12 protein-coding genes are annotated in these 14,793 nt (G+C 71.3%); 3 read left to right on the top strand and 9 right to left on the bottom strand.

Annotation, left to right across the window (positions count from 1 at the left end):
* Positions 1–26: 26 nt before the first annotated feature.
* Both NFR93_RS15745 and NFR93_RS15740 read right to left on the bottom strand, forming a co-directional pair.
* The gene (locus NFR93_RS15745; RefSeq protein WP_251455452.1) at positions 27–857 is read right to left on the bottom strand and encodes an aldo/keto reductase; all 831 of its coding nucleotides are present in this window, start codon (positions 855–857) and stop codon (positions 27–29) included.
* A gap of 58 nt (positions 858–915) precedes the next feature.
* Positions 916–1,077 (bottom strand): hypothetical protein, encoded by a 162-nt coding sequence (locus NFR93_RS15740; RefSeq protein ID WP_251455450.1) that lies wholly within the window; start codon positions 1,075–1,077, stop codon positions 916–918.
* A 159-nt stretch (positions 1,078–1,236) separates the two neighbouring features.
* On the opposite strand from NFR93_RS15740, the gene NFR93_RS15735 reads away from it, so the two are divergent.
* The 3 genes from NFR93_RS15735 to NFR93_RS15725 are packed head-to-tail and all read left to right on the top strand — an operon-like array spanning position 1,237 to position 6,238.
* The gene (locus tag NFR93_RS15735) at positions 1,237–2,370 is read left to right on the top strand and encodes an agmatine deiminase family protein (protein ID WP_251455448.1); all 1,134 of its coding nucleotides are present in this window, start codon (positions 1,237–1,239) and stop codon (positions 2,368–2,370) included.
* Positions 2,367–4,073, top strand: a complete 1,707-nt coding sequence (locus NFR93_RS15730) for an amidase (RefSeq protein WP_251455446.1) — start codon at positions 2,367–2,369, stop codon at positions 4,071–4,073. The genes NFR93_RS15735 and NFR93_RS15730 overlap by 4 nt, the downstream gene beginning before the upstream one ends.
* A gap of 44 nt (positions 4,074–4,117) precedes the next feature.
* The gene (locus tag NFR93_RS15725; RefSeq protein WP_251455444.1) at positions 4,118–6,238 is read left to right on the top strand and encodes a heavy metal translocating P-type ATPase; all 2,121 of its coding nucleotides are present in this window, start codon (positions 4,118–4,120) and stop codon (positions 6,236–6,238) included.
* Positions 6,239–6,263: 25 nt separating this feature from the next.
* Here the strand turns inward: NFR93_RS15725 and NFR93_RS15720 are convergent, their stop codons facing one another.
* From NFR93_RS15720 to NFR93_RS15690, 7 genes are all read right to left on the bottom strand, one after another.
* Positions 6,264–7,073, bottom strand: coding sequence for a Cof-type HAD-IIB family hydrolase (locus NFR93_RS15720; RefSeq protein ID WP_251455443.1), 810 nt, complete (start codon positions 7,071–7,073; stop codon positions 6,264–6,266).
* A gap of 57 nt (positions 7,074–7,130) precedes the next feature.
* Complete coding sequence (locus tag NFR93_RS15715) at positions 7,131–7,679, bottom strand: dihydrofolate reductase family protein (protein ID WP_251455442.1); 549 nt, start codon at positions 7,677–7,679, stop codon at positions 7,131–7,133.
* A 4-nt stretch (positions 7,680–7,683) separates the two neighbouring features.
* Complete coding sequence (locus NFR93_RS15710; protein ID WP_251455441.1) at positions 7,684–8,388, bottom strand: DUF899 domain-containing protein; 705 nt, start codon at positions 8,386–8,388, stop codon at positions 7,684–7,686.
* Between the two features lie 123 nt (positions 8,389–8,511).
* Positions 8,512–10,230 carry a long-chain-fatty-acid--CoA ligase gene (locus tag NFR93_RS15705; protein ID WP_251455440.1) on the bottom strand — a complete coding sequence of 573 codons (1,719 nt, stop codon included), beginning with the start codon at positions 10,228–10,230 and terminating at the stop codon, positions 8,512–8,514.
* A gap of 309 nt (positions 10,231–10,539) precedes the next feature.
* Positions 10,540–11,622, bottom strand: coding sequence for an ATP-binding protein (locus tag NFR93_RS15700; protein ID WP_251455439.1), 1,083 nt, complete (start codon positions 11,620–11,622; stop codon positions 10,540–10,542).
* Between the two features lie 134 nt (positions 11,623–11,756).
* Complete coding sequence (locus tag NFR93_RS15695; protein WP_251455438.1) at positions 11,757–12,482, bottom strand: hypothetical protein; 726 nt, start codon at positions 12,480–12,482, stop codon at positions 11,757–11,759.
* Positions 12,479–14,737: a hypothetical protein gene (locus NFR93_RS15690; RefSeq protein WP_251455437.1), complete on the bottom strand. Its 2,259-nt coding sequence runs from the start codon at positions 14,735–14,737 to the stop codon at positions 12,479–12,481. The genes NFR93_RS15695 and NFR93_RS15690 overlap by 4 nt, the downstream gene beginning before the upstream one ends.
* Positions 14,738–14,793: the final 56 nt, after the last annotated feature.

Here is a 14,793-nt window from a genome sequence, read left to right as displayed (position 1 = left end):
GATGATCGCGTAGGCGCAGCGGCCGGTCACATCTCCTCGTGGGTATCGGGGTCGCCGTCCCACAGCCGACCGCGCTCGAGCCGCGACAGCGCCTCGACATGGTCATCGGCGAGGGTGAAGCCGAACACGTCGGCGTTCTCGCGCTGTCGGTCCGCGTCGGCGGACTTGGGGATGGGAGTGCTGCCCAGCTGCACGTGCCAGCGGACGACGATCTGCGTGGGGGTGACGGCGTAGACCACGGCGAGCTCGGCGATGAGCTTCTCGAGCATGAGCTCGCGCCGTGCGAGCGGGCTCCAGCTCTCGGTGCGGATGCCGTGCTCGGCGTGGAAGGCGCGCAACGCCGACTGCGGGTAGTACGGGTGCAGCTCGATCTGATTGACCGCAGGGGTGACGCCGGTCTCGTCGATCAGACGGGTGAGCATCGCCTCGGTGAAGTTCGACACCCCGATGGAGCGGACCAGACCCTCCTCGCGGGCGTCGATCATTCCGCGCCAGGTGTCGAGGTAGCGGTCGACGCTCGGGTTGGGCCAATGGATGAGGTGCAGATCGATGCGGTCCAGCCGCATGCGATCCAGCGATCCGCGGATGCTGTCCACGGCCTCCTTGCGTCCGTGCTGGCGCCCGGGGATCTTCGACGTGATGACCAGTTCGTCGCGGTCGACGCCGCTGCGACGGATCGCCTCGCCGACCTCCGTCTCGTTCTCGTAGTTGACCGCCGTGTCGAGCAGGCGATAGCCGGACTGCACCGCCGCGACCATCGCTTCCACACCGGCTTCGCCGCGCAGGTTGTAGGTGCCGAGTCCCACTTCGGGGAACGCGGCACCGTCGTTCAGAGTGACCGTGGGAATGTTCAGCATGAGCCCATCCTCGTGCAAGAACGGGATGCCGCCCCCCGCGGCATCCCGTTCGGTCCTGTCAGACGTTCTCGACGTCGCCGTCCATCGTGCCCTCGGCGGCCGCCTGCTCGTCAGCGGCGGCGCTGTCGAGACGGTCGTCGTCGAGGTCGGGATCGAGCGGCCGCTCGACGTCGTCGGCTCCGACCCGTTCGGGTTCGCGGCCGTCTTCGCCGTCAGGCACGGGGAGAAGGGGAGGATTCATGGACATGGTGCGCTCCTTTCGCCGGTGTTCAGACGCTACGTCCGGTCCCGAGCGGTTTCGTAGGGGGTTGCGCCGAGGCCGCCGTTTCGTTAGCGAGGCGGATCGGACAGGATGAGAACACCCGACGAAGGAGCGAGGATGACCTGGACGATGCCGGCCGAGTGGGCTCCGCACGAGCGACTGTGGATGGCCTTCCCCCGGGTCGGCAACACTCTCGGCGACGACGCCTCGTCGGCCGACGAGGCGCGCGACACGTGGGCCGCCGTGGCCAACGCCGCCGTGTCGTTCGAGCCGGTCACGATGGTGGTCGACCCGTCCGCCGTCGGCGACGCGCGGCGGCGGCTGTCGGGCGAGGTCGAGATCGTCGAGGCGCCGCTCGACGACTTCTGGATGCGCGACATCGGGCCGACCTTCGTCGTGGACGAGTCGGGGCGGCTCGGGGCTGTGGACTGGATCTTCAACGGGTGGGGCGCCAATGCCTGGGCCACGTGGGAGCGCGACGACCGTGTCGCCCGCTTCGTCGCCGCCCGGGCCGGCGCCGTCCACCTGCCGTCGATGCTCGTCAACGAGGGCGGCGGCATCCACGTCGACGGAGAAGGCACCGTGCTGGTCACCGAGACCGTCCAGCTCGACCCGCGCCGCAACCCGTATGCGACGAAGGAGCGCGTCGAGGGGGAACTGGCCCGCACGCTCGGCGCCACCCACCCGATCTGGCTGCCGCGGGGCCTCACGCGCGACTACTCCGGCTGGGGCACGCGCGGCCACGTCGACATGGTCGCGACGTTCGCGCGGCCCGGCACGGTCCTCCTCCACTGGCAGGACGACCCGGCCCACCCCGACTACGCGGTCTCTCGCGAACTGCGGGCCGTGCTGCAGGAGGCGACGGATGCCGCGGGCCGCAGCCTCGAGGTGATCGAACTGCCCGCCCCCGAGACGCTGCGCGACGAGGACGGCTTCGTCGACTACAGCTACGTCAACCACGTGGTCGTCAACGGCGGGGTCATCGCGTGCGGCTACGGCGAGCCCGCAGCGGACGCACGGGCGGCGGACATCCTGCGCGAGGCGTACGGCCGGGACGTCGTGACGATCGACGCCCGCCCGATCCTCGCGCGCGGCGGGGGCATCCACTGCATCACCCAGCAGCAGCCCCGCACCTCCGCCGAGCGAGCCGGCATCCCCCCGGTCGCCGAGCAAGCCGGCATCCCCCCGGTCGCCGAGCAAGCCGGCATCCCCCCGGTCGCTGAGCGAGCGCAGCGAGACGAAGCGCGATGACCATCCGCGTCGTCGAGGCGTCCATCGCCGACCTGCGCGCCGCGCTCGAGAGCGGCCGCACCACCGCGGTCGAACTGGTCGACTCCTACCTCGCGCGTCTGGCCGCCTACGACGAGCCGGGCAGCCCGACCGCGTTGAACTCGGTGGTCGTCCGCAACCCCGACGCCCGTTCCGAGGCGGCGGCCTCGGACGCGCGACGGGCCGCCGGCCTCGCACTCGGACCCCTGGACGGCATCCCGTACACCGCCAAGGACAGCTTCATGGTCCGCGGTCTCACGGTCGCGGCGGGCTCCCCCGCGTTCGCCGACCTGGTCGCGCAGCGTGACGCGTTCTCGATCGAGCGGCTGCGGGCGGCCGGCTGCATCCTGCTCGGACTCACCAACATGCCGCCGATGGCCAACGGCGGCATGCAGCGGGGACTCTACGGACGCGCCGAGAGCCCGTACAACGCCGACTACCTCACGTCCGCCTTCGCCTCGGGATCGTCCAACGGGTCGGGTACCGCGACAGCCGCATCGTTCGCCGCCTTCGGTCTCGGCGAAGAGACGTGGTCGAGCGGGCGCGCCCCGGCCTCGTGCAACGCGCTCTGCGCCTACACGCCCTCGCGCGGTGTGATCTCGGTCCGCGGCAACTGGCCCCTCGTGCCCACCATGGACGTCGTCGTCCCCCACACCCGCACGATGGCCGACATGCTCGAGATCCTCGACGTGCTCGTGGCGGACGACCCCGAGACCCGCGGCGACTTCTGGCGGGCACAGCCGTGGCTGCCGCTGCCGGCGGCGTCCACCCTGCGGGGGGCGGCCTACGCCGAACTCGGCGCCGCGGCATCCGCGTCGCTGGCGGGAAGGAGATTCGGGGTACCCCGCATGTTCCTCGGCGGCGACCCCGACGCGGGCACCGGCACCGGGATGGGGGGTCCGCTGGGCGAGCGCATCGTGCCCCGCCCCGCCGTCCTGGCGTTGTGGGAGGCCGCGCGCCGCGACCTCGAAGCGGCCGGCGCGGAGGTGATCGAGGTCGACTTCCCCGTGGTGTCCAACTACGAAGGCGACCGCGCGGGAGCCCCGACGCTCGCGACGCGCGGGCTGGTTCGCCCCGAGTTCCTTCGGTACGAGATCGAGGACCTGTCCGCGTGGGCATGGGACGACTTCCTGCGGGCCAACGGCGACCCCGCGTTGAACCGCCTCGAGCAGGTGGACGGCGAGCGGATCTTCCCGGCGCCACCCGGGGCGCTGCCCGACCGCTACACCGGCTTCGACGACGACATCGCCGCGTACCCCGCGCACGTGCAGCAGCATCCGTACGGCTCGCTCGCCGAGATCCCCGAGCTCGCCGAGGGCCTGCGCGGTCTCGAGGCCACGAGGCGGCTCGACCTCGAAGAGTGGATGCTGGCGCTCGGCCTCGATGCCGTCGTCTTCCCCGCCATGGCCGACGTGGGCCCGGCCGACGCCGATGTGAATCCCCGGTCGGCCGACCTCGCATGGCGCAACGGCGTCTGGGTTGCGAACGGCAACCTGGCGATCCGGCACATGGGGATCCCGACGGTCACGGTGCCGATGGGCACGATGGACGACATCGGCATGCCGGTGGGGCTGACGTTCGCGGGCGCGGCGTATTCCGATCGCGACCTGCTGCGCTGGGCGACGGGCTTCGAATCCCTGCGCCCGCGACGCACGTCTCCACCGCGGACGCCCGAGTTGGCTTGACCCCCTGGGAATAGATACCCCATAGGGGTATGTTGGTGCACATCATGGACAGTCACCACGACCACGGGACCCCCGCGCCGGCACGTCACCCGAACGCCGCAGGGGACGGCCCGCCCGAACACCCGGAGCAGAGTTCGCACGACGAGCACGCCGAGCACGCGCAGCCCGGCGGCCACGGCGGCCACGGCGGCCACGCCGGGCACGGCGACCATGTCGCGCGCTTCCGGCGCCTGTTCTGGATCATGCTCATCCTGGCGGTGCCGGTGGTGGCGTTCTCGCCCATGTTCGGGATGCTGCTGGGCTACACCCTTCCCGCGCCGACCGCGTGGATCCCTCCCCTCCTCGGCACGGTCATGTACGTGTGGGGCGGCAGCCCCTTCCTCACCGGCGCCGTCGCCGAGCTGAAGGCTCGCGCACCGGGGATGATGCTCCTGATCGGTCTGGCCATCACCGTGGCGTTCATCGCTTCGTGGGGCGCCAGTCTCGGCATCCTCGATCACGCCCTCGAGTTCTGGTGGGAGCTCGCGCTCCTCATCGTGATCATGCTGCTGGGCCACTGGCTCGAGATGCGCTCGCTCGCGCAGACCACCTCGGCGCTCGACTCCCTCGCGGCGCTCCTTCCCGACGAGGCCGAGCGCCTCGACGGCGAGACGGTGGTCACCGTCGCACCGTCCGAGCTCGTCGTCGGCGATCTCGTGGTGGTCCGCCCCGGCGGGCGGGTGCCCGCGGACGGCGAGGTGACCCAGGGCTCGGCGAGCGTCGACGAGTCCATGATCACCGGAGAGTCCCGCCCCGTCCGGCGCGGCGAGGGCGACCCTGTCGTGGCCGGCACGATCGCGACGGATTCCGGACTTCGGGTGCGCGTGACCGCCATCGGCGATGACACGGCGCTGGCCGGCATCCGTCGCCTGGTCAGCGATGCGCAGGCGTCGTCGTCACGCGCGCAGCGCCTCGCCGACAGAGCCGCGGCGTGGCTGTTCTGGTTCGCCCTCGGTGCCGCCGCCGTGACGGCCGTCGTCTGGACGACGCTCGGGATGCCGGATGAGGCGGTGGTGCGCACCATCACCGTGCTGGTCATCGCCTGCCCCCACGCGCTGGGTCTGGCGATCCCGCTGGTGGTGTCGATCGCGACCGAGCGCGCGGCTCGCGCGGGCGTACTCGTGAAGGATCGTCTCGCGCTCGAGAGCATGCGCCACGTCGACACCGTGCTGTTCGACAAGACCGGCACGCTGACCAAGGGCGCCCCCGCCGTGACCGCGATCGAGCCGGCGGACGGCTTCACCGAGGACGACGTCCTCGCGGCCGCCGCGGCCGCCGAGGCGGACTCGGAGCACCCGCTGGCGCGCGCGATCGTCGCCGCCGCCCGCGATCGCGGCGTCGACGTGGCGCCCGCGAGCGAGTTCTCGTCGTCGCCGGCCGTCGGCGTGCGCGCCGTCGTCGGCGGCCGCGTCGTCCGGGTGGGCGGACCCGCGATGCTCGAGGACGAGAGCCGCAGCGAGCTCGCCGCCGTGGGCACGTGGCGCGACGAGGGTGCGATCATCCTGCACGTGGTCATCGACGGACAGGTCGCCGGCGCCCTGCGTCTGGCGGACGAGATCCGCACGGAGTCGCGGCAGGCGGTGGACGCGCTTCACGCACGCGGCGTGCAGGTCGTGATGATCACGGGCGACGCCGACGCTGTGGCCGCCTCGGTCGCGGCGCAACTCGGGATCGACCGCTACTTCGCGGGCGTCCGCCCCGAGGACAAGGCCGCCAATGTCGCGCAGCTGCAGTCGGAAGGGCGCAAGGTCGCCATGGTCGGTGACGGCGTGAACGACGCCCCCGCACTCGCGCAGGCGGATGTGGGACTCGCGATCGGCGCGGGCACGGATGTGGCGATCGGCTCGGCCGGCGTGATCCTCGCCGGCTCGGACCCGCGCGCGGTGATGTCGGTGATCGAGCTGTCGCACGCGTCGTACCGCAAGATGCTGCAGAACCTGTGGTGGGCGGCCGGATACAACCTCATCTCCGTGCCCCTGGCAGCCGGAATCCTTGCACCGATCGGCTTCGTGATGCCGATGTCGATCGGCGCCCTGCTGATGTCGCTGTCGACGATCGTGGTCGCGCTGAATGCTCAGCTGCTGCGCCGCCTCGATCTGAGGCCCGAGGCCGTCATCGGCCGCTGAGCCCGAGACGCCGGGGCGTCCTGGGCTAGCCGAGAAGCCGCTCGATCGTCGTGATGACGCCGTACTCCAGGTTCGAGGGGGCGCGGTGGCGGGCGCGCGCGAGGATGTCGGGGTGCGCGTTCGCCATCGCGAACGACAGGTCCGCGGCGTCGAGCAGCTCGAGGTCGTTCAGATAGTCGCCGAACGCCGCAGTCTGCGCCCGCGTCACGCCGAGGGCCGCCTGCAGCCGCTCGAGCGCCACCCCCTTGTTGACACCCGCGTTCATCACATCGATCCAGTGATGCCCCGACACCACCACCTGGTGGGTGGCCCGCAGGTCCTCCAGGGCGGGCGCGGCCCTGGCGGCATCGGTGAAGTCGTAGACGGCGAGCTTCAAGATCTGGTCGTCGACGGCCAGCAGGTCCTCGACGACGTCGAGGCGGGCGTAGTAGCGGTCGGCCTCGGCGCGGAATGCGGCATCCGCCCTCTCGATGTACGCCGACCGCTTGCCGCACACCACCAGGCCGACGTCCGATCCGCCTGCCGCGAGCGCGCGCACGCGTTCGACGACGGATGCCGCGAACTGCGGTTCGAGCGCGTCCGAACTGACTTCGTCGGCACCGCTGACCACGTGTGCGCCGTTCTCGGCGATGAACACCATGTCGTCGAGGTGGTCGGCGAAGGAGCGCTGGAGGGTGGCGAGCTGTCGCCCGCTGGCCGGGGCGAATCGGATGCCGCGCGCGGCGAGCCGGTCGAGGAGCGGCCACAGCGCGGCCGGCACGTTGCCGTCACCGTCGAGGAGCGTGCCGTCCATGTCGACGGCGATGAGCCTCAGGTCGGCGGCGGGAAATGTCATGCGGGACCTCCGCCGTCCAGCCTACGGACCTCAGCGTGCGCACCCGCCCGCGCGGTATCACGCAGGAGCGTAGCGGGTGAGCACCACGTCCTCGGGCAACCGCTCGGCCCCGAGCAGCCGCAGCGAGGGGCGGCAGCCGCGGGCGAAGAACGGGACCCCCTCGCCGAGCACGACCGGCTGGGTGTAGAGACGGTACTCGTCGATCAGGCCGGCTTCGCCGAGGGATGCGGCAAGATCTGGCCCGGAGACGTCGATCTCCCCCTCGATCTCCGCCTTCAGCGCCCGCACCGTGTCCACCGCGTCGTCGGCGATCAGGCGCACGCCGTCGGGCACCTCACGCAGGGTGCGCGAGACGACGGCCTTGGGTGTCGCCGCCCACAGCTGCGCGAACTCCTCGCCCACGGCATCCCGGTCGGGGTCGGGCTCACCCCAGTACCGCATCATCTTCCACATGCGCCGCCCGTAGACGCTCATGGCGGTGCGGCGCTGCACCTCGTTGAAGTGGCGGTGCAGTTCGGGCCCGGGGACGGGAAGGGTGATCACGCCGTCGGGGTCGGCGACGTACCCGTCGAGCGAGACGAGCATGCCGCAGACGATGCGCGCCACGGCCTCAGTCCCGATGACCCGAGCCGGCCCCGTAGGCTGCGGCGATGTCTTCGGACGACGTCCACCGCTCATACGTGGGCTGCTGCGGCCACCCCTCGGGCGAGTCCTGCCACGCCTCCTGCCGACCCCAGGGCAGCAGGTCGATGAGCGCGAACGTGTGGGTGAGCTGCTCGGTGCCCCGGCCGCTGGTGTGCCACGTGCGGAACACCCGATCGCCGTCTCGCAGGAAGACGTTGACGGCGAATCCCTCGCCCGGGGCGGCATCCATGTCGGGGCCGAAGGTCGACCCGGCCGCGGAATACCAGTCCATGCGATTGCCGACCTTCTCGCGGTACGCCATCGCCTCGTCGAGCGGCGCGTTTGCCACGATCACGAAACGCGCGTCGTAGGGCTCGAGGAACTCGGTGCGGGTGAACTGCGCCGTGAATCCGGTGCATCCGGGGCACTGCCATTCGGCGCCCGGATTCCACATGTGGTGATACGTGATCAGCTGCGAGCGGCCCTGGAAGACATCGGCCAGCGACACCTCGCCCTCGGGACCCGTCAGGCGGTAGGGCGGCAGCTCCACCATCGGCAGTCGACGCCGCTGGGCGGCGATGGCGTCGAGCTCGCGGGTCGCGGCCTTTTCGCGAACCCGCAGCGCGTCCAGCTCGCGCCGCCACTCATCCGCGCTCACGACCGGGGGCAGAGCAGTGGTCTCGGCAGTCACGGGCGTCCTCCTGACGTCGCGGAGCGTCGGCCGCACCGCTCGGCGTGAGAGGCGGCATCCGTGTGGAACGGTACCCACCCTCGCCGACACCGGCAATGCCCCTCGGTGTGCCGTCCTGCGCGGTCAGGCTTCGAGCAGGCGGTCGCGCACCGTCTTGCGCAGCACCTTGCCGATCTGCGAGCGGGGCAGCTCGTCGAGCTCGACGATGCGCTTGGGCACCTTGTACGCGGTGACGTGCGCACGGGCGAACTCGCGAAGGGCGCCGCCGTCGAAGCGCGCACCCTCACGCATCACGACGGCCGCAACGACGTCCTCGCCGCCGGATGACCGGGGAAGGCCCACCACGGCGGCGGCCTCGACGTCCGGATGCTGCATCAGCACCAGCTCGACCTCGGTCGGACTCACGTTGAAACCACCCGTGATGATGATCTCCTTCACGCGGTCGATGACGGTGACGAAGCCGTCCTCCGACACGGTGACGATGTCGCCGGTGCGCAGCCACCCGTCGGCGAGCAGGACGGCAGCGGTCTCGTCCGGCCGGTGCCAGTACCCCTGGAAGACCTGCGGTCCGCGGATGAGCAGCTCGCCGGGCTCGCCCACCGGCACATCGCGGGTCGGCTCGTCGGGGTCGACGACGCGGATCTCGGTGCTCGGGAATGGCACACCCACGGTGCCCGGACGGCGCGACGGACCGATCGGGTTGCCGAGGGCGACCGGAGAGGTCTCGGTCATGCCGTACCCCTCGACGAGCAAGCCGCCGGTGACCTCCTCCCACCGGGCCACGGTGGCCACGGGCAGGCTCATGGCCCCCGAGATGGCGAAGCGGATGCTGGTGAGGTCCACTCCCTTGCGGGTCGTGGCGGCACGGGCGAGAGCGTCGTAGATCGGCGGGACGCCCGGCAGGAACGTGGGTGGCGAGGTGCGGGCGGCCGTGAGGACCATGTCGACGTCGAACTTGGGGAACAGCACGATCCGCGCCCCGATCGAAACCGCGAAGGTCAGGCACAGCGTCAGTCCGTACGCGTGGAACATCGGCAGCACCGCGTAGAAGACCTCGTCGCCTTCGCGCAGGCCCGGCACCCACGCGCGCCCCTGTGCGGCATTGGATCGCAGGTTGCGGTGCGAGAGGACGGCGGCCTTGGGCGTGCCCGTGGTTCCGCTCGTCAGCTGCAGCAGCGCGATGTCGTCGAGCGCCGGTGCGGGCCACTTCCGCGGGAGCCTGCGGCCCTTCACCAGCTGCGCCCACGAGATCAGGCCGCGGGCCGACGGCGTGGCCGTCATCGCCTCGCGGGAGCGCCGCGCCGCCGGGATCGGCAGCCGCAGCGCGAGGCGCTTGGTCCAGGGCAGGGCGTCGGGCAGGCTCACCGACACGATCGCCGCGGGGGCGACGTCGCGCGGGAAGCCTGCGACGACGTCGGCGACCTTGTCCCACACGATCGCGACCACCGCCTCGTGGACCTCGAACTGGTGGCGCAGCTCGCGCGCCGTGTAGAGCGGGTTGTGCTCGACGACGATCGCCCCGAGCCGCAGCGCCGCGTAGAACGCGACGACGTGCTGGGGACAGTTCGGCAGAATCAGCGCGACCCGGTCGCCGGCTTCGACCCCGAGACGGCGAAGGGCGTTCGCGGCACGCGAGACCTGTTCGCCGAGCTCGGCGTAGGTGGTCTCGGCGCCGAAGAACTCGCACGCCACGTGGTCGCCGTACCGCTGCACCGACGCCGCCAACAGGTCGACCAGCGTCTCGGTGACCGGCTCGATGACGGGCGGGACGCCGTCGGCGTACGCGTTCAGCCACGGCCTGCCCTGCAGCGGCGCGGCCTCCTCGGCCTGGTCGTTCGTCATGCGCGTCTCCTTCGCGTCGGGTTCGTTCAGCGTAGGCGTCCGACCGAGTCGGGTGGCGGAAACCTGGGTGCGGGCTATGGGCCGGAAAAGAATCACAAAAAGATAACGGCAAACCCTTGTCGTCGTTACCTTGCCGTTATACAGTTCTAGAGCGGTAGTTGTTTTGCTGTGGCAGCTACCGACATGTGATTGCAGGACACTCTTGGTGCAAGGGAAAAGGGCCGGCCGGAGGCCTCTCCGACCGGCCCTTACTCTGTCCGCCGTCCGCTGTCCGCTGTCCGCTCCGACGGTCAGACGGTCAGACGGTCGTCACCGAAGCGGCACGCGCACGTCCGAGCCACCCTCATGGGTGAGCCGCTCACCCATCTGGACGATCTCGGCCGCCTCGACGAAGCCCCCGGCGAACAGCGCCTGCCCCTGTCGGAAAGACGGTGATCGGTCGACGAGCGCGTCGGGGGCGTAGCCGAAGACCGACGCGAGCTCGGCGAGGTCGCGTCGCGAGCTCATCTTCATGAGGGCGAGATTGTCGCACTGCGACAGCGCGTTGGGGTGCACCTTCGACGGTCGCTGCGTCGACAGCAGCAGCCACAGCCCGTACTTCCGCCCCTCGGCGGCGATCTGCACGATGCGCTCGGTGAGCAGTCGGTCCACCGGGGTGAGGGGGTCGGGCGAGCACAGATTGTGCGCCTCGTCGATGACGATGAGTCGGCCCAGCCGCTCCTCGCGCCGCTCCCACAGGTGGTCGAGCACGGCGAGGGCCGCCGCCCTCGATTCCCCGGGCTCGGCGAACCCCCCGAGATCGGCGACGACGGCGTCCGGCCGATCGTCGATGTCGTCGGTGATGCTCCGGTCGCCCCACGCCCACAGGTCCCAGTCCGCGACCCCGAGATTCTCCAATCGTTGCGCCATCCGCATCGCGGCGGGGTTCGGCTGCTCCCGCAACCAATCCACCAGGTGCCCCCGCAGTCCCGCCTGCAGGAGGGGCTCCAAGCGCAGCAGGGCGTTGAACTCCTCTGCGTCGATCACGGGGTCCATCTGCAGGATCGCGGCGCGTGATCGCACCGGCATCCGGACGAAGCGCGCTTTGAGCGGCTCCGCACTGCCCGGGCCCGAGCGGCGCACCCGGATGTCGCGGGCCGCGAGCGCGGTCGCGGCCTCCGCAGCAGCCCCGGGTCGGGTCTCCCCGAGGCGGACGAAGTCGGAGTTGGGATCGAGGATCACCATCGGCAGTCGCGTGTGCAGCAGCAGCTGCTCGAGCACGACGCCGAGCGCGTAGGTCTTGCCCGACCCGCTCTGTCCGCACCAGAAGGTGTGGCGGTTGAACTTGGGCGCCAGCAGGCGGGCCTCGCCTGCTCCGTCGGCCAGGGCGCCGATCGCGAAGGACTCTGCCATGCCTGCATCGTAGGGGGTGCGGGTGTCGCGGCGGGAGGGCGCTTCGTCTCGCTGCGCTCGCTCAGCGGCCGGGAACGCGCACGCGCACCGGCTCGGACCCTGAGCGAGGAGCGCAGCGACGAGACGAAGGGCGCTCAGCCCCGGGCGTCGATCACCTCGCCCGTGAGCATCGCGCGCAGCTGCGGATCGTCCGCCGCGGCGAGCGCAGCCGCACGCCGCGGGTCGTCCGGCGAAGCGTGCGGCGGCAGCACCGCGGCGAGCGCGCGCACCGCACCCTCGGACGTTTCGACCGCCTGCCCGAGCGCGAGGAACGCCAGCGCCCGGGTCGCGTCGTCGTCACTGCGGCTCAGCACGGCCAGACCGTCGGATGCCGCCCCCAGCGTCCCGGCCGACAGCAGGCTCTGCAGCACGTCACGGTGCCCCAGAGCACGGGAGGCCGCAGCATCCCCCGGCGCGCAGGTCACGGCGACGGGGGCGCCGGTGAGCACGCCCGACGGACCGGAGTGGTACTGCGCGATCAGCCGGTAGCGCCCGGGTACGGGCAGGGCCGGCGCACTCGTATCGGTCGCGAAGAGCGGGACGGCGGCGACCAGGCGCTCGCCCGGTGCGAGCGTCACTCGCCGGGCGCCGGAGTCCACCGGCCAGGGCCACCCGATGCGCGCCCGTCCGGCCGGGCCCTCGACGTCGATCCACAGGTCGCCTTCGACGAGGTTCAGTCGGGCGTTCGCCTCGGCGGGACCGTCGACCGCCTCGAGCTCGATCACGCCGATCAGGCAGTACCCGAGCGCGGGCGCGGCCCCGCCGGGCAGCGTCAGCCGAAGCGTCAGCTGCCCGACGGGGCCTCGTGTCGCGTCGCTCATCGCGCCTGCGGCTCGATGAAGTCGGCCACGATGCGCTCCGCCTCGGCGGCGGCCCGGCCGGAAGCCGATCGCGCTCCCCCCTTGGCGTCCTTCCGGATGCGCTCGGCCACGTCGGCGACCACGGGCGCGTCCTTCTCCGTCGGGCTGGCGACAGTGACCGCCAGCTCGGCGGCGCGCTTGGCCGACCGGCCCTGCAGGGCGAGATCGAGGAAGTGCTGCGCCTCGTCCGCGGCCACCGGGCGGACCGAGTCGCCGGCGATGTCGGCGAACTCCCGCGACAGCGCATTGGCCATCACGAGCGCGCCGGCTGCGCCGGTGTCGGTGTCGGCGTGCTCCTCGGCGAGGGCGGTGAGCACCTCCCTGGCGTGCACGTCGGCGCCGAAGTCGCCGAGCGCCATGGCGCGTCCGACGCCGTGGTCGAGCGTCTGGGCGCTGATGGCGACCTCCGTGTCGCTCGCGGGCGTGCGCACATCGATCGTCACCGGGTCCGATGTCAGCGTCGTCAGCGCGTCGGCGGCCAGGATCGCGGCGATGGTGTGCCGCCCCGGCTCGGTGAAGGTCACACCCTGGTTCGTGAAGAACACCTGCACATGGTTGCTCACCGACTCCCCGGGCTGCAAGGTCACCATCGGACGAGGACCGCAGCCGATGACGATGTCGAGCACGTGGTCGACCGACCCGTCCGGCCGCGTGCGCTCGAACACCAGGTCGCCCTCGGCGAGGGTGAGCAGGCTCGTGACCTGCCGTGGTGCGTCGCCGGTGTTGGTGACGATGACCTCGGCCGTGACGTACTCCCCCACGAACGCCTGCGGGGCGACAACGAGCTGCAGCCGCAGTCCGGTGTCGAGGCTGTCGCCGCTGAATCCCGAGACGTCGACGGGCGTCGGGAGCCCCGACGACAGACTGCCGTGGCCCCAGCCGAAGTTCTTCCAGCCCGGCCGCACCTGCGGGTCCGGCGAGTGGATGAGCGAGAGCCGGTCGTGCTCCGAGAACGCGAAGGTCGCGTTGCCGGGGTACGTGTTGGACGACGAGGCGAATCCCATGACGTCGCCGGTCTGGTTCATGATCTCGGTTCCGATGCCCGGCAGATGCACGTCGTGCTTCGGGTGGAAGAGGTTGAACGCGTGACCGGCCTCGTGGATGAGGGTGCGCAGGAACGCCGCCGGCACGTTGTTCAGCGGCTGGTTCCGCGCGCCCGCCTCGATGAACGTCTGGTTGCCCAGCGTCGCGTCGGCGAAGCCCACGGCACCCTCGCGCGGGACGGTGTCGTCGTCGAACATGATCCCGAACAGCCCGCCCTGCGCCGACCCGACCAGCAGCCACAATCGCCACTGCTCGCCGCTGACCGCCTGCCGGTGGCTGGAGAGGAGGGTCTGCAGCTCGGCGTTCGTGAGCGACGCGTCGCTCGGGACGTTGACCTGGTCCTGCACGACCGAGACGTCCCACCCCGCGGTGGCGTAGACCGACCGCAGCGTCACCGTCGCCCCCGAGCCCGCGACAGCGGATGCCGGGAAGTTGCGGTTGACCATCGCATCGACCTCGATGCGGCACCCGCGGTACATCGACGAGGTCTTCGTCGCCTTCACCTGCGAGGTGGTGCCGCCGATGCGCAGCGTCCCCGTCATCACCTGCGGCGCATGCCGTGCGGTGATGAGACTGCGTCGGCACGTCAGGGTGAGCGTGCCGGTGTCGGTCGTGGTGAACTCCTGCGTGGACCTGTTCCAGAGGTGCCGGACGATCTGCACCGTCAGCACCCCGTCGGCGTACGTCGCGCCGTTGGAGCGGAAGTACCAGGAGTACTGGCCCTGCGGGAAGCTCGGGTACCACGGCAGCGGTAGCGGGAACAGCACGCCGAAGTCCTCGTCGGCCTCGTCCGCGGCATCCGCGCCTTCGCCCTCGTCGCCCAGGCCCGGAATGCGCGGCTGCAGCGGCGGGATGGGCGGGAACGGCTCGAACGGCGGCCGCACGAGCTCGGGCTCGATCGGCCCGAAGATGCGCTGACTGTAGATGTCGCCCGAGACCCGCAGCGACGATGCACCGACCTCGATGCGCATCGGCCCGCGCACGAGCGGCTGGATGATCGTGCGCCGCTCGACCTCGATCAGCCACGACCCGTCGAGCGCGCTCAGCGCGCACGGCCGGGTGAGCGAGGTGAACCGGCCCGGCCGATAAGGCTCGAACGGGATGAGGACTTCGCCGTCCTGATCGAATTCGAGCACGTCGCCGGCGTCGCCGGCGTCCTGGTTGCAACCCATGGTGATTTCCCCTTCGTCGGACTCCCCCATAGGGAGGAGCACGAAGGTCGATCACA

The sequence above is a fragment of the Microbacterium sp. Marseille-Q6648 genome, assembly GCF_943181415.1.
GTDB lineage: Bacteria > Actinomycetota > Actinomycetes > Actinomycetales > Microbacteriaceae > Microbacterium.
This window is presented reverse-complemented; position numbering and strand designations above follow the sequence as displayed.